Genomic DNA, 24,413 nt, shown 5'->3' on the forward strand with positions numbered 1-24,413 from the left:
CTACTGTCCCGTGAATTGCGCCGGCCGCTTGGCGAGGAACGCCGCGACCCCTTCCTTGCAATCGGCGCTCCGCCCCAGCGCCCGCTGGCTGTCGCGTTCGAGATCGAGTTGCTGGTCGAGCGTGTTCGTCGCTGCCGCGTTGATCGCCCGCTTGATCGCCGCATAGGCGAGCGTCGGGCCCGAGGCCAGCCGGCGGGCGAGTTGCATCGCTTCTGCCATCAGCATGTCGTCGTCCGCCACTTGCCAGACCATACCCATGCGCTCGGCTTCCTCCGCCGGCACCGACGTTCCCAGCATGCCGAGAGCCCGGGCGCGGGCATCGCCCACCGCGTGAGGCAGAAGCCAGGTGCCGCCGAGGTCGGGCATCAGCGAAATGCGCACGAAGGCCTGGTCGAAGCGGGCCGAGCGCGCGGCCAGCACGATATCGCAGGCGAGGGCAAGGTTGGCACCGCCGCCCGCCGCCACGCCGTTGACGGCCGCGATCACCGGTCTGGGCAGCTCGCGAATGGCACGGATCATCGGGTTGTAGAGCCGTTCGATCACGATGCCGAGATCAGGCTTTCCGTCAGCCCCCGTCACTGTCCCCATGCCGGTACCGGCGAGATCCGCCCCGGCACAAAAGCCTCGGCCCGTGCCGGTGATCAAAACCGCCCGGACGGCCGACTCGGCCAGCGCCCGATCGAGCTGTTCGATGATCAGGCCGATCAGCTCCTGGCTCATGGCGTTCAACCGCTCGGGACGGTTGAGCGTCAAGGTCAGCACCCCGCCGTCCAGGGCGGCCTTCAAGGGCGTCTCCTTGGCGATATCTCCCATGGGCCCAGACTGGCACGCGCTCCGGCCCGCGCCAACCGGTCGCGTCGCAGAGCGACATTGCGTCCCGAGCAACATCGTGGTCAGGGCAACGTGAAGACCTCCACCGGCTCGGGCACGCCACGCAACGTATGGCGGCCCATCGAGACCATCGGCTGCGTGGTCGCATCCTTGAACTCGGCCGAGGCAAGCACCTGGACGCCCAATTCCTTGGTGAGGCTCTCCAATCGGGCCGCGCGGTTGACCGCCGGGCCGATGACGGTGAAATCGAGCCGGTCCTCGGTGCCCACATTGCCGAAGGTCACCGGTCCGATGTGCAGGCCGATGCCGAACCGCACCGGATCGTGTCCGCCTGTCGCCCGGGCTTCGTTCGCGGCAGCAATGTCGTCGATCACCTGACGCGCGGCGGCCAAGGCGTTGGCCGTCACCATCGGCAGAAAGAGTGCGTCCTCGGCCGGGAAATAGGCCATGACGCCATCGCCGATGAATTTCAGGATCTCGCCGCCATGGGAGCTCAGCGCATTGCCCACGAGCTGCAGGTAGTTGTTCAGGAGCTCGAGCAGGTCGGCCGACGCCATCCGTTCGTTGAGGCCGGTGAAATCGCGCAGGTCGGAGAACCACAGGACCGCATTGATCTCGTGGCCGTCGCCGCGCTTGATCAGACCGCCCAGGATTTGCTCGCCGACGATACGGCCGAGATAGGTATCCAGCAGCGTCGTCGAAAGGCGGTGGCTGATGCGGCTTTCGACGATCGGCGCCATGTAGTCCATCAGGTGATGGAACTTCACGATATCGGCGTCGGCGAAGCCGCCCGGCCGGTCGGTCATGAAAGTTACGGCCGGGGGACGCCCGTAGGCGACGCGCATGGGGGCGGCGTAGTAGTCCGTGCCGCCGGTCGCCGCCAGCTCGTGCAGTACCTCGTGATTGTCCTCCGAGAGCTTGTCGAGCCGATAGCGCACGGGCCTGCGGGTCTTGGCAAGTTCCTGGATCGGGCTTCCGATATAGGCGGGCGACTGCTCGATACCGTGCGGTCGGCTGGCCTGCTCGACCTTGCCGCCACGCCGCCACTGGATGCCCATGGTGCGCCACTGCGGATGGATCGCCTGCAGGCCGATGGTAAATCGGGCGAGCGGCGCACCAGCGGCCACAAGGCGGTTGGCCATCTCCTCGACGAGCCTCGCCGGGTCGGCGATCAGCCGACCCTCCCGCACAAGCCAGTCGATCACCGGCTCGACCTGCCAGTCGAGCGTCGCGGACGGCGCCGAATCAGGCACCCAGCACCGCCTGCACCTCCTCCGACGAGCTGCGATAGACCTTGTTCGTCGAGAGGTCGGCGATCTTGTCGATGTTGCCTTCGACATCCTCGATCGTCGGCGCGCGGCCCTGGATGCGGACGCCGGGCGCTTCGCGGTATTCGATGCGGGCGAAGCAGCCTGCACCGGCGCTCCAGATCTCGCCCGTGCGCTGGCACCGCTCGCTGCAGAGATAGGCGACCATCGGCGAGACATACTCAGGCTTGAGCTTCGCCAGGACCTCGGGCGTCATCAGGCTTTCGGTCATCCGTGTGCCGGCGACCGGCGCCAGCGCGTTCACCATGATGTTGTATTTCTGTCCTTCCAGCCGCAGGGCATTCATGAAGCCCACGACCGCGAGTTTGGCGCCGCCGTAGTTCGCCTGGCCGAAATTGCCGTAGATGCCCGAATTGGAGGAGGTGACCACGACGCGGCCATAGGCCTTGGCGCGCAGGATCGGCCAGGCGGCGTGCGTGACATAGGCGGTTCCCAGGAAATGCACCTTCACCACGAAGTCGAAATCCTCGACCGTCATGTTGTGAAACGTCTTGTCGCGCAACACGCCCGCGTTGTTGACGACGATATCGACGGTACCGAACGAATCGACGGCGGTCTTGACGATGTTGGCTGCGCTCCTGGCGTCGGCGACCGAATCGTAGTTGGCGACCGCCTGGCCGCCCGCCTTCCTGACCTCGTCCACGACCTTGTCGGCCGCCGCATGGCCGCCGCCTTTGCCATCGACGGCACCACCCGGATCGTTCACCACGACCTTGGCACCACGGCTCGCCAGCAATAGGGCATGCGCACGCCCGAGGCCGTTGCCGGCGCCGGTGACGATGGCGACGCGATTGTCGAAGCGGATGGTCATGGTTCTCAATCTCCCTGTGAAGTCCAGGTAATCCGGGAGAGCTTATAGGACCATCACCGGCGCGGAGACACCATGTTGGGTGGCTTCCTTGCGTTTCAACCCTTCAAGAAACGAAGACCTCAAGCGCGCTGAAGGATCACGACGGATGCGACGGCCTCCTCCATGCCGATGACGCCGCCGCCGTTCTCGGCCAATGCAATCTCCGCATCCTTCACCTGGCGCTGGCCGGCCTCGCCGCGCAGCTGGGCGGCCAGCTCGGCCAGCATCGACAGGCCTGTGGCGCCGACCGGGTGACCCTTGGACACGAGACCGCCTGACGTGTTCACCGGCAGCTTGCCGCCGGGACCGGTGGCGCCCGACTCGACGAACTTGCCGCCTTCGCCCTCGGGGCAGAAACGCAGCATCTCACACTGGTAAATCTCGCAGAAGCTCGTGGCGTCGTGTACTTCGGCGACATCGATGTCGTGCGGGCCGATATCGGCCATCTTGTACGCCTTGTCGGCGGCGGCGCGCGTGAGCCCGGGCTTGTCGAGTTCGCGATACATGCCGCCGGAAAAGCCCACGCCGGCGATTCTGATCGCCCGTTCCTGCACACCCTGCGGCAGCTTCTCGAGATATTCCTTCGAGCAGAGCAGCGCCGCTGCCGCACCGTCGCCGATGGGAGCGCACATGGCGCGCGTCAGCGGATAGGAGACCGGCCGGTCTTCCAGTACCGACTGCGTCGTCATCTGGAAGCGGTACTGTGCCTTGTCGTTCAGCGCGCCATAATTGTGATTCTTGGCCGCACCTGATGCGATCTGTTCCCGGGTCGTGCCGTACTTCCACATGTGCCACTTGGCCTGCATCGCATAGGTGTCCATGAAGATGGTTCGATCGGCGCCCGGCGCAAAACTGGAGCCGACCATCTTGCCTACCCGGTCCATCTCCTGGACCAGCCGGTCATGCTGGGAGGTGATGTAGCCCTGGTTGAAAAGGTCGGCCGTGCGCTCCGGTGCGTCGGGGCTAAAGAGCTTCTCGATGCCGATGCAGAACGAGAGCTCGTGCGTACCGGCGAGCACATCCTTCCAGGCGCCCATGAAGGCGGTCGAGGCGGTGGCGCAAGCATTCTCGACGTTGAACATCGGCACGCGCTCGGGAAACAATCCCTCCTCGACCAGGGGCTGGAACAGCGCCTGGGCCCGGATCGAGTTCTGACCCCAGAAACCCATGCCGCAATTGCCCAGCCAGCCCGCTTCGATATCGGCACCGGTCTTCATGCCGGCATCGGACAGCGCGCCCAGATAGGCTTCGCGAGCAAGATCGCCAAAGCTCATCCCGGGGTGCTTCTTGAATGCGGTCGTGTAGGCGCCGACCACATAGACCTCGCGCATCGCGGCTCCTTCGGGGCGTTTTCCCTCGGTTGGCTTCGGCCGCATTTGAGCGTATCCAACGCACTTGCGCTAGGAGAACCGACATGGCCGCCGAGGCCCCGATGCAGGCACAGGTACGCGCCCCGCACGTCGACGAAACGATCACCGAGCTGCGGAAGCTCTACGGCGATCGCGTCAGCACCGCCCATGCCGTCCGCGAACAGCACGGCAAGGACATCTCCTATCATAAGGCGCACCTGCCCGACGCCGTCGTGTTCGCCGAATCGGCCGAAGAGGTGCAGAAGATCGTCGAGCTCTGCGCTCGCCACAAAACGCCGATCATCGCCTATGGCACGGGTACGTCCCTGGAAGGCCATATCAGCGCCCCCAATGGCGGCATTTCGCTCGACGTCAGCCGCATGAACAAGGTCCTGGCGGTGAACGAGGCCGATCTCGACGTGGTGGTGCAGCCGGGCGTCACCCGCAAGCAGCTCAACGAATATATCCGAGACACCGGCCTCTTTTTTCCGATAGACCCGGGAGCCGACGCCTCGATCGGCGGCATGACCAGCACGCGCGCTTCAGGCACGAACGCCGTCCGCTACGGCACCATGCGCGAGAACGTGCTGGCGCTGCAGGTCGTCACCGCCGACGGGCGCCTGATGCGGCTCGGCCGACGCTCGCGCAAATCGAGTGCAGGCTACGATCTCGTGAAGCTGTTCATCGGGTCGGAAGGGACGCTCGGGGTGATCACCGAGATCACGCTGCGGCTCTACGGCATCCCCGAGTCCATGGCAGCCGCGACATGCGCTTTCGAGTCGCTGGAGGGCGCCGTCAACGCGGTCATCCAGACCATCCAGTCCGGTATTCCCGTGGCGCGTATCGAGCTGATGGATACCGAAACCGTCGCCACGGTGAACAACTACTCGAAACTCAGCCTGCCGTCCAAGAACCTGCTCCTGCTGGAGTTCCATGGCACCGAGGCCGGCACCAAGGAGCAGGCCGAGATGGTGCAAGCGATCGCGGGCGAGAATGGCGGCGGCGACTTCGCCTGGACCGGCCAGGCGGAAGAGCGGACCAGGATGTGGCAGGCGCGCCACGATGCGGCCTGGGCGGCCAAGGCCGCCCGCCCGGGCTGGGGCATGTGGGCGACCGATGTCTGCGTGCCGATCTCCAGGCTCGCCGAATGCATCCTCGAAACGCAGAAGGACGTCCAGAAGAACGGCCTCTACGCGCCGATTGTCGGTCATGTCGGCGACGGTAACTTTCATCTCACGATGATGGTGAACCCGGGGGATCCGACATACCTGCCGCGTGCCGAGGCGCTGAACGACCGCCTGGTGGCGCGCGCGCTCGAGCTCGGCGGGACCTGCACCGGCGAGCATGGTGTGGGCCTCGGCAAGATCAAGTTCCTGTACGAGGAACATGGCGAGGCGGTGTCGCTGATGCGCTCGATCAAGAAGGCACTCGATCCGGACAACATCATGAATCCGGGCAAGATCATCGGACCGGGCAATTGACTCTTCCGGGCCGCGCGCGCATCTGGCGTGCCTGAGCCGAGCCGGCGGCCCGCGCGGTCCCAAAGAAAAAGGCCGGCGATTGCCGGCCCTTTCCCCTTGAGACGACAGGCGCTATCTCGCCGCCTGCACCATGATCTCGACCCTGAGGCCGGGTGCGGCAAGCTTCGCCTCGACCGTGGCGCGCGCGGGCGTGTTGCCGGGCGCCACCCAGGCGTCCCACACCTCGTTCATCTGGCTCCAGGTCGAGATGTCGGTGAGCCAGATGTTGGCCGACAGGATCTTCGATTTGTCGGTGCCCGCTTCGGCCAGGAACTTGTCGATCTTGTCGAGGATCTGCCTGGTCTGGCCCTTCACGTCGAGCTTGGAATCGTCGGCGGTGAGGCCGGCGAGATAGACCGTATCGCCGTGGACCACGGCGCTCGACATGCGCGGGCCGGCGTTGATGCGCTTGACGCTCATTCGTTCCTCCATTCAGTCCGAGCGGACGGCGGACCTTAGCACTAAGAGCGTTCGCGAATGTCGGAGAATTTTATCCGCGGATTCTTCTCTGCGATGTAGCCCAGCTCCCAGGCGTTGCGCGCCAGGAAGACAGGCGCACCGTCGCGGTCCTCCGACAGGCCGCCGCGATTGGCCGACATGAAGGCCTCGAGATCGTCCTTGCTCTCGGCTGAGATCCAGCGCGCCGTCTCGAACGGCGCGGCTTCGAGGTCGATCTTCACCGCATATTCCGCCTCGACCCGAGTCTTGAGCACGTCGAGCTGCAACTCCCCCACGACGCCGACGATATTGTCGCCGCCGATCACCCGGCGGAAGACCTGGGTCACACCCTCCTCGGCAAGATCGTCCAAGGCGCGCTTGAGCTGCTTGGACTTCATCGGATCCTCGAGCCGCACACGGCGCAGGATTTCGGGCGCGAAGTTCGGGATTCCCGTGATCTTGACCTCTTCGCCCTCCGTCAGCGTGTCGCCCACGCGCAGCACGCCGTGATTGGGCACGCCGATGATGTCGCCCGGCCACGCCTCGTCAACGATCTCGCGCTCGCGGGCGAAGAACAGGATCGGTGAATTGACCGACAGCGTCTTGCCCGTACCCATTTGCGTAAGCTTCATGCCGCGCCGGAACCTGCCGCTGCACAGCCGCAGGAAGGCGATGCGGTCGCGATGGTTGGGGTCCATGTTGGCCTGGACCTTGAACACGAAGCCCGCGACCTTGGGCTCGGTCGGCTCGATGGCACGTGGCTCAGCCGGCTGCGGGCGCGGCGGCGGCGCCCAGGCGGCCAGTGCGTCGAGAAGCTCGCGCACGCCGAAATTGTTGTAGGCACTGCCGAAGAAGACCGGCGTCAGATGCCCTGCGCGATAGGCCTCGAGATCGAATGGGGGATAGCCTATGCGGACCAGCTCGACCTCTTCAGCAAGCCCGGGATCGGTGATGGTGTAGTTCTCGATCAACTCACCGATGCGGCTGCGTTCGGCCGTGTCGAACACGAGCATGCGATTACGGGAGAGATCGTAAGTGCCCTTGAAGTTCTGACCCGAACCCTGAGGCCAGTTCATCGGGGCGACATCGAGCGCCAGAGTCGAGGCGATCTCGTCCAGAAGCTCGATCGGATCGCGGCTCTCGCGGTCCATCTTGTTGATGAAGGTGACGATCGGCACATTGCGGAGGCGACAGATCTCGAACAGCTTGCGCGTGCGTGCCTCGATGCCCTTGGCGGCGTCGATCACCATCACGGCCGAATCGACTGCGGTCAGCGTGCGGTAGGTATCCTCGCTGAAATCCTCGTGGCCGGGCGTGTCGAGGAGGTTGAACACCGCGCCGCCATACTCGAAATGCATCACCGAGGTGGTGACCGAGATGCCACGCTGCTGCTCGATCTTCATCCAGTCCGAGCGCGCGCGCCGCGCCTCGCCACGCGCCTTCACCGCCCCCGCGACATGGATCGCGCCGCCGAACAGCAGCAACTTCTCGGTCAGCGTGGTCTTGCCGGCATCGGGATGCGAGATGATGGCGAAGGTGCGTCGGCGCCCGGCGGGATGACCAGCCAGCGAAGGATCAAGCACGGCGGAAACGGCAGAATCGGGCACTTTCACGAACCTGTAGGCGGCGGCGTGGGGTAGCGGAGCGAGCCTGCGGCGTCAACCACCGCCAAGCTCCTCGCGCAGAAGCGCCAGCTCCAGCCACTCGGTTTCCGCCGCGTCGAGCTCGACCTGGGCGGTTGTCAAACGCGCCGATTTGGCGTGGAAGCTGGCGGCATCGCGCCGGTACAGATCTGGGTCGGCGATCGCGGTATGCAAGGCCGAGATCTCGGCCTGCAGCGCTTCGATCCGTCCGGGCAGTTCCGCGAGCGCGCGCTCGCGCTTGTAACCCAGACGCTTCGCGGGCGCGCTCTCGCGCACGGGCGCCGCCTTCTCCCTGCGCGGCGGCGGCGTCGCCGGGTTCTCACGAGGTCCGCGCTGGACGAGATAGTCGCTGTAGCCGCCGGCATATTCGATCGCCGTGCCGTCGCCTTCCAACACGATCGTGGAGGTCACCAGCCGGTCGAGGAAGTCGCGGTCGTGGCTCACCAGGAGGACGGTGCCATCGTAATCGCCCAGCGCCTCCTGCAGGAGATCGAGGGTGTCGGCGTCGAGATCGTTGGTCGGCTCGTCGAGAACCAGCATGTTGGCGGGCGCGGCCAGCGCCTTGGCGAGCAGCAGCCGGTTGCGCTCACCGCCCGACAAGGTGCGCACCGGCTGGCGCGCCTGCTCGTCGCGGAAGAGATAGTCACGCAGGTAGGCCACGACGTGCCGGGGCTGGCCGCGCACCAGGACATGATCGTTGCGGCCGGCAAGGATCTCCCAGGGCGTCTTTTCCGGATCGAGCATGGCGCGGCGCTGGTCGATCACGACCGGCGTCAGATTGACGCCGAGCTTCACCGAACCGGTATCGGGCTCGAGCTCGCCGGTCAGCAGGCGCAGCAATGTCGTCTTGCCCGCGCCGTTGGGGCCGATCACGCCGATGCGGTCGCGCCGGAAGATGCGGGTCGAGAAGTTCTCGAGGATCACCTTGTCGCCCCAGCGCTTGCCGATGTTGCGCGCGGTGATCACGAGCGCGCCCGATTGCTCGGCCGGCCCGGTCTCGATGACGGCCCGGCCGACCGGCCCGATCTGCCGGCCGCGCTGTTTGCGCAACTCGGCGAGTGCACGCAGACGACCTTCGTTGCGCGTGCGGCGGGCGCGGATGCTCCTGGCCGCCCATTCGGCCTCGCGCTCGATCAGCCGGTCGAGCTTGTGGCGCTCCGTGACCTCGCGCTCCAGGATCTCGGTCGACCACTCCTCGAAGGCACCATAACCCTTGTCGAGCCGGCGCACGATCCCGCGATCGAGCCACAGCACCGCCCGCGTCAGATTGGCGAGGAAACGGCGGTCGTGACTCACCAGCACGTAGGCGCGCCTCCAGTTGCCGAGCTTGTCCTCCAGCCATTCGATGGTCGGCAGGTCGAGGTGATTGGTGGGCTCGTCAAGCAGCATCACGTCCGGCTCGGCGACCAGCGCCCGCGCAAGCGCCGCCCGCCGCGCCTCGCCTCCTGACAGGTTCTCGGGCGCGTGCCGGCCGTCGAGCTTCATCTCCGCGAGCAGTGCCTCGACCCGGTAGTCGGATGACCCCAGCGGATCCGGCAAGGCCGAAGCGACGTACTGCGCAACGCTCGCATGGCCGGCAAAATCCGGTTCCTGCGGCAGGGTCGCAATTGTCGTTCCCGGCTGGGCGAAGCGCGCACCGCCGTCAGCGATGGGCTCGCCGGCGAGGATGCGCAGCAAGGTGGATTTGCCCGCGCCATTGCGGCCGACCAGCGACAGCCGCTCGCCGGGCGCGATCGCGAGATCGACTCCGTCGAGGATCGGTTGGCCGCCCAGGTGATAGCGGATGGCGGCCAGGGTCAGGAGGGGTGCAGGCGCCATGAGCAGAAGCGGCGTGTCATGGCCGAAGCTGTCCCCATCGGCAAGGGCAGCGATGGGTTAGGATCGTCGCATGGTCATGGGATTGACGACCGGCCTCTGGGTCATGGCGCAGGTTCGCCTGTGCGACCGCGCCTTCATGCCGGCGACTGTCGTTCGGCGGGGCGATCCCGATGTCGGGACGGTACTGTTGAAGCTCAACCGATTCGAGGCGGGCGTGACGGTCTACACGCAGGCCAGCAGCATGGACGATGCGGTTGCCTGGAGCCGCGGCACCGGCCCGGCGCCGGTCACCGAGGCAGAGGCGGACGCCTACATCGCCCGCCAGGTCGAGCGCGATCCCGATGTCTGGGTCGTCGAGATCGAGGATCGCAAGGGTCAGTACAAGTTAGAGGGGAAGGTCGTTTGACGCCGGCAGTGTGACTCTGCCGGCACCTATTGTCCCGGCAACACTGTCGCAGGATCGACGGTCTGGTTGCCGCGACGGACTTCGAAGTGCAGGCGCGGGTCGGGCGCGCTGCCGCTCGTGCCGACTTTGGCGATTGCCTGACCCTTTTTCACGGTGTCGCCCTTTTTCACCAGCAGCGCATCATTGAAGCCGTAAGCAGTGATGTAGCCTCCGCTATGGCTCACCAGCAGCAAATTACCCATGCCGCGCACTTCGTTGCCGGCATAGACGACCGTGCCCGAGTCGGCGGCATGGACGACCGTATCCTTGGGCGCCTCGATATCGATGCCGTCGTTCCTCTGTCCATCATGCGTCCCGTAGGTCGAGACGATCTTCCCTCGAACCGGCCACTCGAAGCGCGACGACGACGTGGCCGGCGCAGCATGTGAAGGTGCGGGACTGAGCGGCGTCGGCTGGCCGGGAGGCGGAGTCGCGGCGGCAGGCGCGGCCGAACGCGGCGGCTCGCCTTGCGGTGGCGGCGCCAGCGCTTCGCGCTTCACGGCCGCCGGCGGACCGGGTGCGGCAGCAGCCGTCTCGGTCGACGGCGACGCGCCCGTCCCCGGCTCGATTACCCGTGCTCCGGGAATCGCGATGGTCTGGCCGGCCTGAAGCGCATAGGGCGGCTTCAGGTTGTTGCGGTCGATGATCGTCTGCGGGCTGACGGCAAATCGCTGCGCGATGCTGTCGACCGTGTCTTTGTGCTTGACGACGTAGCTTGGCACGGCATTCGCGCCGGCGCCTGAACCGGGATATTCGATGGTGCCCTCGCGGGCGCCATACATGACGTTCTCCACCGAGGAGCAGGCGCCGAGCGCAGCCGACAGGGCGGCCGCTATGCCGAGCGTCCACCATGGGCCGGCCCATCGCGAGGGGAAGCGAAGGGCTTTGTTCATGAGTCTACTCTACTGCATTGTGATTCCGGCGGGAATCGGGCCGATGCGGGTTTTCCCCCGCTTCAGCCCTGTCCCAGGACAGGCAAGGGACCGCTCACCAGCGGCACGAAGCGCACCGGCATCAAGGTGTCGCGCTGCAGCCCGCTCTCGCTCTTGACGATGCGCTCCACCACTTGCGCCGTCGGATCGCGTCCGACCGGCACGATCAGGATGCCACCCACACCGAGTTGATCGATCAAAGCCTGCGGCCGCTCCTCGGCTGCGGCGGTGACGATGATGCGATCGAACGGAGCCTGCCCCGGCCAGCCCCTGCTGCCGTCGCCGACGTCGCAGACGACGTTGTAGATGCCGAGACTGATCAGTAGCCGCTCGGCCTCCTTCGAGAGGGGCTTGAAGCGCTCGATCGAATAGACGCGGCGTGCCAGCTTGGCCAGCACGGCCGCCTGGTAGCCCGAGCCGGTGCCGATCTCGAGGACCTTCATGCGCGGACCGACCCGGAGCGCTTCGGTCATGGCGGCCACGACCATCGGCTGGCTGATCGTCTGGCCAAAGGCGATCGGCAGCGCGGTGTTCTCCCAGGCACGTTCGGCGAAGGCCGGCGATACGAAGCGCTCGCGATCGACGGCACCGATCGCCGCCAGAACGTTCTCGTCCGAGATGCCCGACTGGCGCAGCTCGGCGAGCAGGCGTTGCATGGCGGGAACGTTCATCGCGCCCGCGCCCCGGTCAGGCCTGGTCGAACTGCGCCGCGAGCTTGCGGCGCGTCGCCTCGTGGGTGAGGTCGAGATGAAGCGGCGTCACCGAGACATAGCCGGCGCGGATAGCGGATACGTCACCGTCCTCGTCGACCTCATGCTCGCCCGGACTGTAGGCATTCCAGTAGTAGGCGGTGCCGCGTGGATCGATGCGCTCGACGATCGAGCTGCCGAAGGCGCGCATACCCTGCCGCGTCACCTTGATGCCCTTCACCGACGCCGCCACCACATCGGGAAAGTTCACGTTCACGAGCACGTTGCGCGGCCAGTCCGTCGCCAGCGCCCGCCGGGCCACGTCGGCGCCGTAATGCGTTGCCGTGCCCCATTTCACCGGATGGGGATGCGCGAAGGCCTGGCTGAAGGCGATCGAGGGAATGCCCAGGAGACAACCCTCCATGGCGCCGGCGATGGTGCCTGAATAGGTCACGTCGTCGGCCAGGTTGGTCCCGCGATTGACGCCCGAGAGCACGACTGCGGGCTTGCGGTCCTTGAGAAGATGCTTGACGGCAAACAGCACGCAGTCGGTCGGCGTGCCTTCGACGGCAAACTTGGTCTCGTTCACCTGCCGCGCGCGGATCGGATGGTTGATGGAGAGCGAATGCCCGGCGCCGCTCTGGTTGAATTCCGGCGCCACGATCCACACGTCGCTCGACAGCTCGCCGGCGATCTCGGCGAGTGCGTCGAGGCCCGGTGCATGGATGCCGTCGTCGTTGGTGACGAGGATGCGGGCCTTGGCGAGTTCGGTCGGCGTCACTTTGCGGCAGGCGCCGGGATGGCCGCGACGCCGCCCATATAGGAGCGCAACACCTCGGGAATCGTCACCGAACCATCCTCATTCTGGTAGTTCTCCAGGACCGCGATCAGGGTACGGCCGACGGCAAGACCGGAGCCGTTCAGCGTATGCACGAAGCGCGTGCCCTTGCCCTCCTTCGGACGATATCGCGCGTTCATGCGGCGTGCCTGGTAGTCGCCGCAATTGGAGCAGCTCGAGATCTCGCGGTAGGCGGCCTGGCCCGGCAGCCAGACCTCGATGTCGTACGTCTTGCGCGAAGCCGGCCCCATATCGCCCCCGCACAGCACGATGGTGCGGAACGGCAGACCGAGCCGCTTCAACACCTCTTCGGCCCGGCCGGTCATGCGCTCGTGCTCGGTGAGCGACTGCTCGGGCGTCGTAATGCTCACCAGCTCGACCTTGGGAAATTGATGCTGGCGGATCATGCCGCGCGTGTCCTTGCCCGCAGCGCCGGCTTCCGAGCGGAAACATGGCGTCCAGGCCGTGTAGCGGAGCGGTAGCTGCTTCTCCTCCAGCACCATGTCGTTCACCAGGTTGGTAAGCGGCACCTCGGCGGTCGGGATCAACCAGAAGCCATTGTCGGTGTGGAACATGTCCTCCGCGAAGCGCGGCAGCTGGCCCACGCCATAGGCCGCCTTGTCGCGCACCAGGAAGGGCGGATCGACTTCGGTATAGCCGCCCTCCTCGCTTGTGTGCAGATCGAGCATGAGCTGCGCCAGCGCCCGCTCGAGCCGCGCCAGGTGCTTCTTCAGAACGACGAACCGCGCGCCCGACATCTTGGCCGCGGCGGCGAAGTCCATCTCGCCGGTCGCCTCGCCCAGAGCAACGTGATCCTTGGGCGCAAAGCCGAAATTGCGCTGGCTGCCGACGCGGCGGATCTCGACATTCCCGGTCTCGTCCGCACCGTCGGGCACGTCGTCGAACGGCAGATTGGGCAGCACCTCGAGCCTGTGCGTCAGCTCGGCATCGAGCGCCGCCGCCTCCGTCTCGCCCTCCTTCAGGGAGGTTTCGAGCGCCGCAACTTCCGCCATCAGCGCCTCCGCCGGCTCGCCCTTGGCCTTGGCGACGCCGATCTGCCGGCTGAGGGCCTTGCGCCTGGCCTGCGCCGCTTCGCTCGCGGAGATGGCGGCGCGGCGACGCCGGTCGATGTCCAGCAGCTCGGCCGACAGCGGCGCCAGCTTCCTCTTTCTCAGGCCGGCATCGAACGCGGCCGGATTCTCCCGGATGAAGCGTATGTCGTGCATGCTCAGCTACTCGCCGCTTCCTCGGCTTTCTCGTCCTGATCCTCGCGCTTCTTCTCGATCCAGCCACCGATCAGGATGCTAATCTCGTAAAAGGCGAGCAGCGGCGCGGCCAGCGCCAGCTGGCTGACCACGTCGGGCGGCGCCAGGATGGCGGAAACGATGAAACAGAGCACGATCGCGTAGCGCCGTTTGGCCTTGAGGGACGCAGTGGTCAGGATGCCCACGCGGATGAGCAGGGTCAGCAGCACCGGCATCTCGAAGGCGAAACCGAAGGCGAAGACGAGCTGCAACACACGCTGCAGATAGTCGGACGACCGCAGAGTCTTTTCGATGTCGGGCGGCGCGTATTGCGTGAGCATGAAGTTGATCACGTACGGCAGCACGACGTAGTACATGATCGCGCATCCGGCATAGAACATGAACGGCGTCGCAATCAGGAACGGCAGGAACGCGCGCTTCTCCTGCCGGTAGAGGCCGGGGGCGACGAACAGCCAGATCTGGGTGGCGATCAGCGGGAAACCCACGATCAGGGCCACGAAGCCCGACAGCTTCACCGTGACGAAGAAGAACTCGAAGATATCGAGCACGATGAGCCGGTAGCCTTCGTGCTTGGCCGGCTCGATCAGGAACGAGAAGATCGGCTTGGCGAAATAGAACGTAACGAAGAAGACCGCGAAGAAGCTGATCAGCGCATAGATCAGACGCTTGCGCAGCTCGATCAGATGATCGAGCAGCGGCATCGGCTTGTCGTCTTCGGGTCCGTCGTGCGCCTGGGTCAAGGTAGAGCGGTCAGAGTAGGTGGCGCGTTATGCCGCCCTTTGGCCTGCAATTCAAAGTTCTATTTGGCCTATTCGGCCGCCGCCTTGGCAGGCCTTTCCTCGACCGGCTTCGTCTCGGCGATCGCGGGAGTTGCTTCGACCGACGCGGTCTCGGCTGCGGCCGCGATCTGCGGCTCCGCGGCGATCTGCGGCGCCGACTCGGGCTCCGCCAGCGAATTGTCGAGCGCCGCCTTGGCGTCGGCCATCGCCTTCTCGCCCTCGGCCATGCCGTCCTCGATGGCGCCGCGGATCTGCTTGGTCGGATCGAGCGACTTCAGGTCGAGACCGTCCTGCGCCGATTCGAGCTGCTTCTTGACTTCGTCCAGTTCGGACTGCCGCACCATCTCGTCGACGTGGCCGCGGAATTCCGCCGCCATCCCGCGCATCTGGGCCATCCATCTGCCCCAGGTGCGCAACAGGCCCGGCAGCTCCTTCGGGCCGATCACGACCAGTGCCACGATCGCGATGACCAGCAGCTCGGGACTGTCGATGCCGAACATGGACGAACGTCGCGGCGAAACTCGTGCGCTCAGACCTTGGCAGCCGTGTCCTGATGGACCTGGTTTGGCTGCGAGGTCGTGGCCTGGGCCGAGATCGGCTTGGCGGTGTCGCCGGGCTGGCCGGCCGCGGTCTGGGTCTCGTCCTGCGTGCCTACGCCCTTCTTGAAGGCCTGGAGACCCTTGCCGAAGTCGCCCATCAGCTGCGAGACCTTGCCGCGACCACCAAACAACAGCAGCACAACGGCCAGCACGATCAACCAGTGCCAGATGCTGAAGCTACCCATATCAAAATGCTCCCAGAATTGTGTGCGATCGCTCGGGAGGGATTATCGCACCCGCCCAGAAGGCCCGGCAACAGGTCTAATAAGGCCGTATTGCGGCCCAAGAACCTCCGGCGACGCCGCGTTCAGCGATCCCCTTCAGCTTCCCTGTTCCTCTGCCGCCAGCGGCTCGTCGTTCTCTTCCTCGGGCGCTTCCAGTGGCAGATCGGGCTCTTCTGCCCTGAATATGGGGGGCTGAGCGCGCGGGTCCAAGAGCCCTGCCGCCTTCATTTCCTCGTGGCCGGGGAGATCGTCGAGGCTGGCCAACCCGAAATGCTCCAGGAAGAAATCGGTCGTGCCCCATGTCACCGGCTTGCCGGGCGCGCGGCGGCGCCCCATCGGCCTGATCCAGTTCTGCTCGAACAGGAGGTCGAGCGTGCCTTTGCTGAGCCCCACGCCCCGCACCTGCTCGATCTCGGTCCGCGTCACGGGCTGGTGATAGGCGATGATGGCGAGTGTCTCGATCGATGCCCGCGACAGTTTGCGCGTGACCGGCTTTTCGATCTTGAGCTTCTCCGAAAGATCGGGCGCCGTGCGAAAAGCGTAGCCGCCGGCGACTTTCACGAGATTGACCCCGCGGGCGGCATAGAGGTCGGCAAGATCGGTCAGGAGCCGCGATACGTCGGCGTCGTTGGGCAGGCGCTCGGCCAACTCCTTTTCGTCGAGCGCCTGCGTTCCGGCAAAGATCAGAGCCTCCAGGAGACGCAGATGCTGCGCATGCTCGGGCGAGATGACGTCGGTGACGTTGGCGCCGGCCACGTCCGGGGTTTCACTCTCAGGCATCGTCGTCACCGCGGTCGCTACGTTTGCGCAATTGAATGGGGCCGAACCGCTCGGTCTGGCGAAGTTCGATCTGGCCGTCCTTGGCGAGCTGCAGGCCGGCGACGAAGGTCGAGGCGAGCGCCGAGCGCCGGCGTGCCGGATCGGTCAGGCCTGCCGGCAGGAAAGCCTCGAGCGTCTGCCAATCGATGGCGATGCCCAGCATCCGCTCCAGACGCGCCGCCGCTTCCTCCACCGAGAAGAACTGCATTGGCTCGATCTGATAGGTATCGGCGTCCTTGGGCCGCACCTGGGTGCCATACGCCGACAACAGGTCGTAGAGCTTCACGTCCCAGACGGCGCGACGCACTACGACCACGCCCTCGGGCTGACCGCGCGCGAAGATGTCCTTGCCGAGCTGAGGCCGCGCCATCAGGCGCACACCCGCCTCCTGCATCGCTTCGAGACGCCGCAACTGCCATTGCAGAGCGTCGGCCATTTCCTGCCCGGAAGGCTCCTCGCCGGCGGGCGGCTCCGGGAGCAACAGGCGCGACTTCAGATAAGCGAGCCATGCCGCCATCACGAGGTAGTCGGCGGCAAGCTCCAGACGCAACCGGCGCGCCTGCGCAACGTGGGCCAGGTACTGATCGACCAGCGCCACCATCGAAATGCGGCGCAAGTCGACCTTTTGGTCACGCGCCAGCATCAGCAGCAGATCGAGCGGGCCTTCGAAGCCCTCGAGATTGACGATCAACTCGCCCTCGCCCGGCGCGATGACGTCGGGTCCCGCGGCGGCAAAGCCGTCCGCTGCGGGAGGGTTGGTGGGTTCATTCATGCAAGCCCGGTTTAATCCAGCCGCGGCGGCTACCGCCACTGGATTTGACCGGCCTTATCCCCATTCCGGCAGAAGCCGGGACATCCTTTCCTTGGCGTCGGCCAGTCCGGTCGCGTCGAGCGGGCTGCGCTGTCGGGCCAGCTGAGACCGGCCCGCCTCGAACCGCCGCAGGCTTGCCGGGCCCATCGCGCCCACTTCGCTTGCGATCTGGCACATCTCGTCCATCTGGCCATTGCAGTGCAGCGCAATATCGCACCCAGCGCCGAGTGCGGATGCCGCCCGTTCGCCGATGGAACCGCCGAGCGCCCGCATTGACAGGTCATCCGACAGCAAGAGGCCATCGAACCCGATATGGCGCCGCACGACGTCCTGCACGCCCCGTGCTGAAACCGTGAACGCCGCCTCGGCATCGATCGCGGTATAGAGCACATGGGCTGTCATCGCCCAGGGAAGGTCGGACAGAAGCTTGAAGGGGAGAAAGTCCTGACTTTCGAGAGCCTCTCGTGTCGCCTCCACCCGAGGGAGACTGTGATGAGAATCGACGGCCGCCCGACCGTGGCCGGGAACATGCTTGATCACCGGCATGACGCCTTGGGCCATGAGCCCTTCGGCCGCGGCACGGCCCAGCGCAGCGACGGTTCCGGCTGTGGCTCCATAAGCGCGATCACCAATCACGTCGTGGGCCTCGACAAAGGCGATATCGAGCACAGGCAGGCAATCGACATCACAGCCGATCGATGCGACGTCGGCCGCCAATAGCCGCGAGTTGAGCCGCGTCGCCTCCAGCCCCCGGTCCGGATCACGCTCGTAGAGGGCGCCCAGGACTTGGGCCGGAGGCGCCTTGCGCCAATGCGGCGGCCTGAGACGGGCGACCCGTCCGCCTTCCTGATCGACGAGAACCGGAGCCTCGGCGCGTCCCACGCAGGTCCGCAATTCGTCGACCAGCCGGCGGGCGCGCTCCGGCGTATCGATATTGCGGGAGAAAAGGATGAAGCCCAGCGGGTCGGCGTCGCGAAAAAAGGCGCGCTCGTCGACCGTGAGATCGGCTCCGCTGCAGCCGAGAATTGTTGCGCGTGGCGCGCTCATGGCTCGACCCGCGCGACGGTGGCCGCGCGTTTCCGCACGGTTATGATCGGGCCACCGGAGTGGCGCGCCCCCACCGGACAGTCATCGTGACGGCGGAACGACCACGCAGTCGGCGTGGCGGCTGCGCAGCGCGCTGCAGACGTTTTGCGCCTGCTTCTCGTCGAGCGGGCCAGCCTGGACACGATACCAGACGCCTTTGTCGCCGAGATCCACGCGCGTGGGCTGCATCCGCAGGCTGGCGAGCACATCGCCATGGGCCGCCTGCAGCCGGGCCCACGTCGACTTCGCGATGTCCTCGGTCTTGACCGATGCGATCTGAATGCGCCAGCCGCCGCTCGGCCCCGACAGATTTTCGATCAGGCTCGCGATGCTGGGCCCGGTCTCGGTGGGCGTGGTCGAGGGCGCCTGGGTAACCGTCGGCTGATTGGCCGGCAGTGGCGGAGTGCCCGCCGCGGCGGCTGGAGATGGTGCAGGACCGGTCGTCGCTGCGGGCAGCGAACCGTTCGAAGGCGTCGTCGACGCGGACTGGCTGCCGGCTGCGCCCCTGGCATCGCCATCGACCGGCTTGGTCGACAGCGGCACTGGCTGGCCCTTTGCCGGCAGATGAGGCACCGTCGGCCCGGGCAACAGCTTCTCCGGTTGCACGGGAACGGCGCCGGGTGCGATGCGGTTGTAGACTTCCTTGTCCTGGTCAGGCGGCACGTAGCCGCCGGCATTGTCCGGTTTGGACCGGGCGGGGGTATCCGGCGGTTGGATGACCAGGGGTTCCAGGCCCTTGCCGCCGGCCCGTACGTCCTGATTGTGCGCCCACCAGACGACGGAGCCGAAGCTTGCGATGGCTGCGGTCGAAACCATGAGGGTGAGTATCTGGCTGCGCCGACGGTTGACGCGCGCGAGAAGTGAGTCCCGCGGCGGCGGCGGGATCGAATCGGGTTCGTAGGCGACGGGGCGGGCCGGCGGGTCCAGCCGTACCGCAACCGACTCATTCGGTCGGTAGATGCGTGGTCCGTCGCCGGAGGGGGGCCGGCGAATGTGCATTCCTTATCTCATTTCCTCGACGGGTGTGACGCCGAAGATCTTGAGACCCGATCCTATCACAATTCCCACGGCCTGTACCAAGGCGAGACGGGCCCGGCTAAGCTCTGGATCGCTCTCGACCACGAAGCGCAGCGCGGGCTCGTCCCGTCCGCGGTTCCAGTGGGCGTGGAATGCGGCCGCGAGGTCGTAGAGATAGAAGGCAATGCGATGGGGCTCGTGCGCAGCCGCGGCCGCTTCGACCTGGCGGGGCCATTGGGCGATCAACCGGACGAGGGCGAGCTCGCCGGCGTCGCCGAGACGGTCGAGCGGAACGCTGTCCAGGCCCGCGACCGAGATGCCCGCGGCGCTCGCCTGCCGCATCACCGACCGGCTGCGGGCATGACCGTATTGTACGTACCAGACCGGGTTCTCCCGCGATTGTTCCGTGGCCTTGGCCAGGTCGAAATCGAACGGAGCGTCGTTCTTGCGGGTCAGCATGGTGAATCGCACGACGTCCGGGCCCACCTCGTCGAGTAGATCGCGCAGGGTAACGAAAGTCCCCGCCCGTTTGGACATACGGACCAACTCGCCATTGCGCATCACCCGAACGAGCTGACAGAGCTTCACATCGAGTTCGCCCCGACCGCCGGTGATTGCGCTGACGGCCGCCTTCAGGCGCTTCACGTAGCCGCCGTGGTCGGCGCCCCAGATGTCGATCATGTCGGCGAAGCCGCGCCGGAACTTGTCGTGGTGGTAGGCGATGTCGTTGGCGAAGTAGGTCCACCCGCCGTCGGACTTCTTGAGCGGCCGGTCAACCTCGTCACCAAACTTCGTGGCCCGGAAGAGGGTCTGCTCGCGATCCTCCCAGTCGTCCGGCTTCTGGCCCTTGGGCGGTTCGAGTCGGCCCTGGTAGATCAAGCCCTGCCGCTTCAGTTCCTCGAAGGCGCGATCGACGGCCCCGCTTTGCACCAGCGCGCGCTCGGATGAATAGACGTCGATCCGGACGCCGAGCGTCTCGAGGTCGCACTTGATGTCGGCCATCAAGGTATCGATCGCAAAACTGCGCATTTCAGGCAGCCAATCGGCCTCGGGCTTGCCGATCCAGCGCGCACCGTCGCGCCTGGCGATCGCTGTCCCGACCTCCTTCAGGTATTCGCCGGGGTAGAGACCGTCGGGGATGGCGCCGATGTCCTCGCCCAGCGCTTCCCGGTAGCGGAGGTAGGTCGACCGGCCGAGGGTATCGACCTGGGCCCCGGCGTCGTTGATGTAGTATTCCTTGGTGACATTGTAGCCCGCCTTCAGGAGCAAATTGGCGAGCGCATCGCCCACGACGGCGCCGCGCGCGTGCGCCACGTGCAGCGGACCGGTCGGGTTGGCCGACACGTACTCGACGTTGACGCGACGGCCCTCGCCTACTCGTGAATCACCGTAAGCGAGTCCCGCGTCGAGACAGTCGCGCAGCCGCTCGCGCCAGAAGCCGTCACGCAGCTTCAGGTTGATGAAGCCAGGCCCCGCCGTCGCAGCGTCGACCACATCGGGATTGGCCTTCAATCGGACGAGCAACACTTCGGCGATGTCGCGCGGCTTCTTGCGCGCAACCTTGGCCAGGACCATGGCCGCGTTGGTGGCGATATCGCCGTGCGCCGGATCGCGCGGCGGCTCGGCAGTTATGGCAGAAAAATCGAGCCCCTCCGGCAACTCGCCCGCCGCCTGCATGGCCCTCAGTGAAGCTTCGATCTCGCCGACGAAATGACGGTACGGATTCATCAAGCGCGGGTATTGCCCAATCGAACGGGTTTGTCACCCGGCGTGGAACGACCGGAACGCCGGGGCGAACTATTGATAGAGGTCGAACAACCGCTTGTGCTCGTCGAGCGCGTAGCGGTCGGTCATGCCGGCAATGTAGTCGGCCACGATGCGCGCGCGGGCGGGCCGCCCCGCCGCCTCGGCGCGCTCGCGCCACGGCGGCGGCAGGCAGTTGGGCTCGGCGAACAGGAGTCCGAACAGGTCCAGCACCACGCGACGTGCCTTGGAATGCGAGCGGTTCAGGTGCCAGTGCTCATACATGCGCTTGTAGAGAAACGCCTTGATAATGCGGTCGTTGGCGGCCATTGCATCGGAAAAGGCGATGATTGGCCGTCCCAGGGCACGGATGTCCGCCACCGATCGCGGACGCGCGTCGGCAAGCCGCAGCCGCGTCTCCGCCAATACGTCCTCAACCATGGCATTGATCATGCGCCGTATCGCCTCGTGGATCAGCCGTGAGTGAGCAAGCCCGGGGTAGGTTTTCTCCACCAGCGTGAACATGTCGCCCACAAGCGGCAGCTCCTTGAGGTCGGCGATCTCGAACAGGCCGGCGCGCAGGCCGTCGTCAATGTCGTGATTGTTGTAGGCGATGTCGTCGGAGAGCGCCGCCACCTGCGCCTCCGGCCCGGCATGACCGCCAAGCTCGAGATCGTGGTCGCGGCAATATTCGACGATCGCGGCCGGCAGATCGTCGAGCGTCCGGCCATCCCGCAGGAGCGGACCGTTGTGCTTCACTGCCCCTTCGAGCGTCTCCCAGGTGAGGTTGAGACCATTGAACTCGGCATAGCGCTCCTCGAGCTTGGTCAGGATGCGGAGCGTCTGGGCATTGTGGTCGAAGCCGCCGAACGGCTTCATTGCCGCATGCAGCGCTTCCTCGCCGGCATGGCCGAATGGCGTGTGACCGAGATCGTGGGCGAGGGCCACCGCCTCGCCGAGATCCTCGTCGAAGCGCAGCGTCCGGCAGATGGTGCGTGCGATCTGCGCCACCTCGAGCGAGTGGGTGAGGCGCGTGCGGTAGTGATCACCCTCGTGATAGACGAAGACCTGGGTCTTGTGCTTCAGCCGCCTGAACGCCGTCGAATGGATGATGCGGTCGCGGTCGCGCTGGAATGGGCTGCGGGTCGGCGCCTCCGGCTCGGCGTGCAGACGGCCGCGGCTTTCCCACGGCAAGGTGGCGTGGGGCGCGAGCGCCTGGTGTCGCCACAACTCCTCGGCCCGATCTACAGCCAAGACTCCTCCGTCGGCGGCCTGTTTACGCTTTCCCGGTGGCAGCAACAACCTCGTGCGTGCCTGCCCAGATCATGTCGAGCGCGACATAGACCACAATCGCGAAGCCGAGCCACGCCACCCAATGGTAGCGATCGAGAATGCGGGCAATGAAATTGGAGGCGACGGCCATCAGAACGACCGAGAGTGCGAGCCCCAGCCACAACACGGCCTTGTGGTCCCGTGCCGCGCCCGCCACGGCGAGCACGTTGTCGAGCGACATGGAGATGTCGGCCAGGATGATCTGGAACATTGCCTGGCCGGCTGACTTTGGGGAAGTCCGGACGCCTTCAGCGGGCAACTCGCCGGCGGCATGGCGGGTCTTCATGCGCAGTTCGCGATACATGCGCCAGGCAACCCACAGCAGCAGCAGGCCACCGGCCAGGGTCAGACCGACGATCGCAAGAAGCTGGGTCGTGATCAGCGCAAAACCGACGCGCAGCAAAGTCGCGCCGGCCACGCCCCAGAAGATGATCCTGCCCCGGTTCTCCCGCGGCAGGCCGGCGACCGCCATGGCGATGATGATGGCATTGTCGCCCGACATCACGAGATCGATCAGCACCACCTGAAGCAGGGCCGGCAGCGCACCGGCAGTCAGTTGGAACCCAAGCGCTTCCATCGATCACCCCGTCCGCAACACGGTCCGAAAAACATCGTTCCACAACGCTCCGATCAGTTCTTCTCGGCACGGCGACCGTGGAGGCGAGCGAGAGACAGGCCGGCAACGAGAACCAGACCGGCGCCCAACGCGCCGGCAACCGTTTCTGCATGCGGGACCGTGCGGTCCAGCCAGTCCGCTATCGTGCCCGACCTCACGACCTCGATCAGCCGGCCGCTGGCGTCGGTCTGATCGAGCCTGCCCTCGCCGGCCATGACCTCGCCCGCGATCCAGCCGATCAGGCCCGCGCCGACCAATCCGAGCCACGGGAACCGATCCAGCACACGCGAGATCAGGGTCGCACCCAGGACGATGATGGGGATGGAGATGACAAGGCCGATCACGATCAGCGTGAAGTCGCCCTTCGCGGCGGCGGCAATGGCAATGGCATTGTCGAGGCTCATCACGGCATCGGCGACGATGATCGTCCAGATCGCGGCCCAAATGTTGTCGTGGGCCTTGATCTTGGCCTCCTCGTCTTCCTCGATGAGCAGCTTGATCCCGATCCAAAGCAGCAGCGCACCTCCCACCAGCTTCAGGTAGGGCACAGCGAGCAGCAGGCCGATGACAGCGCAAAAGACGATGCGCAGCCCAATCGCGCCGGCGCTGCCGAACAGAATGGCGGGCTTGCGATATCGGTCCGACAAGTTATGGCAGGCCATCGCGATGACCACTGCGTTGTCGCCGGAAAGGATGATATTCGCGACGATGATCTTCCATAGCGCGGCCCAGAACACGGCCGAAGACAGGTCGGGTACTACGAAGACCATGCGATTTCCTCCGCGGCGCGGCACCATAACGGGCAGACCGACCCTGTAAACCCCAGGGCTCGCCACGGAATGCTTGCGCCGGAACGCAGTCCGGACTATCCGGGCGCGCGAAAGTGAGATCGCATGGCAAGCGCCGGCGGCTACAACAAGATGTTTCCCGTGTCGTGGACGGAGTTGCACCGCGACGCGCGCGCGCTGGCCTGGCGGCTGGCCGATCTCGGCCCTTTCAAGGGCCTGGTGACGATCACGCGCGGCGGCCTGGTGCCCGCGGCCATCGTCGCCCGCGAGCTCAATCTGCGCCTGATCGACACGGTCTGCTGCTCGACCTACGATCGCATGGCGCGCGGCGCCAGGGTAGAGCTCCTGAAAGGGACGACGGCCGAGCAGGACAAGGGCAAGGGATGGCTGATCGTCGACGACCTGGTCGATACAGGCGTCACTGCCCGCGCCGTGCGCGCCCTTCTGCCCGATGCGCATTTCGCCACGGTCTACGCCAAGCCGGCCGGCCGGCCGGAGGTCGACAGCTACATCACGGAAGTAAGCCAGGATACCTGGATCCTGTTCCCCTGGGACCAGGAGGCAGTGATGGCCAAGACGATTGTCGAGATGAAATCCGGGCAGTAGCGATCACGTGGCGCGAATATTCAGGGTCCCGTCGGCTCGATCGGCGC

The 24,413-nt window shown here is 65.9% G+C and carries 25 protein-coding genes; 3 read left to right on the forward strand and 22 right to left on the reverse strand.

The window, feature by feature from the left end:
• The 4 genes from VH499_RS07585 to VH499_RS07600 form a co-directional block, all read right to left on the reverse strand.
• On the reverse strand, positions 1–813 hold the full coding sequence (locus VH499_RS07585; protein ID WP_332052097.1) for an enoyl-CoA hydratase-related protein: 813 nt from the start codon (positions 811–813) through the stop codon (positions 1–3).
• An 80-nt stretch (positions 814–893) separates the two neighbouring features.
• The gene (locus tag VH499_RS07590) at positions 894–2,084 is read right to left on the reverse strand and encodes an adenylate/guanylate cyclase domain-containing protein (RefSeq protein ID WP_332052098.1); all 1,191 of its coding nucleotides are present in this window, start codon (positions 2,082–2,084) and stop codon (positions 894–896) included.
• Complete coding sequence (locus VH499_RS07595; RefSeq protein WP_332052099.1) at positions 2,077–2,970, reverse strand: SDR family oxidoreductase; 894 nt, start codon at positions 2,968–2,970, stop codon at positions 2,077–2,079. Before VH499_RS07595 ends, VH499_RS07590 begins: the two co-directional genes overlap by 8 nt.
• A gap of 119 nt (positions 2,971–3,089) precedes the next feature.
• Positions 3,090–4,340: a thiolase family protein gene (locus VH499_RS07600; RefSeq protein ID WP_332052100.1), complete on the reverse strand. Its 1,251-nt coding sequence runs from the start codon at positions 4,338–4,340 to the stop codon at positions 3,090–3,092.
• Positions 4,341–4,423: 83 nt separating this feature from the next.
• On the opposite strand from VH499_RS07600, the gene VH499_RS07605 reads away from it, so the two are divergent.
• A complete protein-coding gene (locus VH499_RS07605; RefSeq protein WP_414709759.1) occupies positions 4,424–5,839 on the forward strand; it encodes an FAD-binding oxidoreductase in 1,416 nt (471 codons plus the stop codon).
• A 111-nt stretch (positions 5,840–5,950) separates the two neighbouring features.
• Here VH499_RS07605 and VH499_RS07610 read toward each other — a convergent pair whose 3' ends face one another.
• The 3 genes from VH499_RS07610 to VH499_RS07620 are packed head-to-tail and all read right to left on the reverse strand — an operon-like array spanning position 5,951 to position 9,777.
• Complete coding sequence (locus tag VH499_RS07610; RefSeq protein ID WP_332052101.1) at positions 5,951–6,298, reverse strand: RidA family protein; 348 nt, start codon at positions 6,296–6,298, stop codon at positions 5,951–5,953.
• 41 nt (positions 6,299–6,339) lie between these two features.
• Positions 6,340–7,923 (reverse strand): peptide chain release factor 3, encoded by a 1,584-nt coding sequence (locus VH499_RS07615; RefSeq protein WP_332052102.1) that lies wholly within the window; start codon positions 7,921–7,923, stop codon positions 6,340–6,342.
• Between the two features lie 51 nt (positions 7,924–7,974).
• Positions 7,975–9,777 (reverse strand): ABC-F family ATP-binding cassette domain-containing protein, encoded by a 1,803-nt coding sequence (locus VH499_RS07620; RefSeq protein WP_332052103.1) that lies wholly within the window; start codon positions 9,775–9,777, stop codon positions 7,975–7,977.
• Between the two features lie 70 nt (positions 9,778–9,847).
• Between VH499_RS07620 and VH499_RS07625 the strand changes: the two genes are divergently transcribed.
• A complete protein-coding gene (locus VH499_RS07625) occupies positions 9,848–10,183 on the forward strand; it encodes a DUF1491 family protein (protein WP_332052104.1) in 336 nt (111 codons plus the stop codon).
• A 26-nt stretch (positions 10,184–10,209) separates the two neighbouring features.
• Here VH499_RS07625 and VH499_RS07630 read toward each other — a convergent pair whose 3' ends face one another.
• The 15 genes from VH499_RS07630 to VH499_RS07700 form a co-directional block, all read right to left on the reverse strand.
• Positions 10,210–11,115, reverse strand: coding sequence for a M23 family metallopeptidase (locus VH499_RS07630; RefSeq protein ID WP_332052105.1), 906 nt, complete (start codon positions 11,113–11,115; stop codon positions 10,210–10,212).
• A gap of 62 nt (positions 11,116–11,177) precedes the next feature.
• Positions 11,178–11,825: a protein-L-isoaspartate(D-aspartate) O-methyltransferase gene (locus tag VH499_RS07635; protein ID WP_332052106.1), complete on the reverse strand. Its 648-nt coding sequence runs from the start codon at positions 11,823–11,825 to the stop codon at positions 11,178–11,180.
• Positions 11,826–11,841: 16 nt separating this feature from the next.
• Positions 11,842–12,624: a 5'/3'-nucleotidase SurE gene (gene surE / locus VH499_RS07640; RefSeq protein ID WP_332052107.1), complete on the reverse strand. Its 783-nt coding sequence runs from the start codon at positions 12,622–12,624 to the stop codon at positions 11,842–11,844.
• A complete protein-coding gene (serS, locus tag VH499_RS07645) occupies positions 12,621–13,907 on the reverse strand; it encodes a serine--tRNA ligase (RefSeq protein WP_332052108.1) in 1,287 nt (428 codons plus the stop codon). Before serS ends, surE begins: the two co-directional genes overlap by 4 nt.
• A gap of 2 nt (positions 13,908–13,909) precedes the next feature.
• Positions 13,910–14,686 (reverse strand): twin-arginine translocase subunit TatC, encoded by a 777-nt coding sequence (tatC, locus tag VH499_RS07650; protein ID WP_332052109.1) that lies wholly within the window; start codon positions 14,684–14,686, stop codon positions 13,910–13,912.
• A gap of 68 nt (positions 14,687–14,754) precedes the next feature.
• Positions 14,755–15,225, reverse strand: coding sequence for a Sec-independent protein translocase protein TatB (tatB, locus tag VH499_RS07655; protein WP_332052110.1), 471 nt, complete (start codon positions 15,223–15,225; stop codon positions 14,755–14,757).
• Between the two features lie 29 nt (positions 15,226–15,254).
• Positions 15,255–15,509, reverse strand: coding sequence for a twin-arginine translocase TatA/TatE family subunit (locus VH499_RS07660; protein WP_332052111.1), 255 nt, complete (start codon positions 15,507–15,509; stop codon positions 15,255–15,257).
• A gap of 135 nt (positions 15,510–15,644) precedes the next feature.
• Complete coding sequence (gene scpB / locus VH499_RS07665; RefSeq protein ID WP_332052112.1) at positions 15,645–16,328, reverse strand: SMC-Scp complex subunit ScpB; 684 nt, start codon at positions 16,326–16,328, stop codon at positions 15,645–15,647.
• Positions 16,321–17,139 (reverse strand): ScpA family protein, encoded by an 819-nt coding sequence (locus tag VH499_RS07670; RefSeq protein ID WP_332052113.1) that lies wholly within the window; start codon positions 17,137–17,139, stop codon positions 16,321–16,323. Before VH499_RS07670 ends, scpB begins: the two co-directional genes overlap by 8 nt.
• Positions 17,140–17,193: 54 nt before the next feature.
• A complete protein-coding gene (nagZ, locus tag VH499_RS07675) occupies positions 17,194–18,225 on the reverse strand; it encodes a beta-N-acetylhexosaminidase (RefSeq protein WP_332052114.1) in 1,032 nt (343 codons plus the stop codon).
• Between the two features lie 81 nt (positions 18,226–18,306).
• The gene (locus VH499_RS07680) at positions 18,307–19,080 is read right to left on the reverse strand and encodes an SPOR domain-containing protein (RefSeq protein WP_332052115.1); all 774 of its coding nucleotides are present in this window, start codon (positions 19,078–19,080) and stop codon (positions 18,307–18,309) included.
• Positions 19,081–19,266: 186 nt separating this feature from the next.
• Positions 19,267–21,009 carry an arginine--tRNA ligase gene (gene argS / locus VH499_RS07685; RefSeq protein WP_332052116.1) on the reverse strand — a complete coding sequence of 581 codons (1,743 nt, stop codon included), beginning with the start codon at positions 21,007–21,009 and terminating at the stop codon, positions 19,267–19,269.
• Between the two features lie 69 nt (positions 21,010–21,078).
• The gene (locus tag VH499_RS07690) at positions 21,079–22,278 is read right to left on the reverse strand and encodes a deoxyguanosinetriphosphate triphosphohydrolase (RefSeq protein WP_332052117.1); all 1,200 of its coding nucleotides are present in this window, start codon (positions 22,276–22,278) and stop codon (positions 21,079–21,081) included.
• Between the two features lie 22 nt (positions 22,279–22,300).
• The gene (locus VH499_RS07695) at positions 22,301–22,933 is read right to left on the reverse strand and encodes a YjbE family putative metal transport protein (protein WP_332052118.1); all 633 of its coding nucleotides are present in this window, start codon (positions 22,931–22,933) and stop codon (positions 22,301–22,303) included.
• 53 nt (positions 22,934–22,986) lie between these two features.
• The gene (locus VH499_RS07700) at positions 22,987–23,742 is read right to left on the reverse strand and encodes a TerC family protein (RefSeq protein ID WP_332052119.1); all 756 of its coding nucleotides are present in this window, start codon (positions 23,740–23,742) and stop codon (positions 22,987–22,989) included.
• Between the two features lie 123 nt (positions 23,743–23,865).
• Here VH499_RS07700 and gpt point away from each other — a divergent pair, with 123 nt between their 5' ends.
• Positions 23,866–24,366, forward strand: a complete 501-nt coding sequence (gpt, locus tag VH499_RS07705) for a xanthine phosphoribosyltransferase (RefSeq protein WP_332052120.1) — start codon at positions 23,866–23,868, stop codon at positions 24,364–24,366.
• Positions 24,367–24,413: the final 47 nt, after the last annotated feature.

Origin of the sequence: Reyranella sp., from assembly GCF_036558665.1 — a bacterium.
In the GTDB taxonomy this organism is placed as follows: Bacteria; Pseudomonadota; Alphaproteobacteria; order Reyranellales; family Reyranellaceae; genus Reyranella.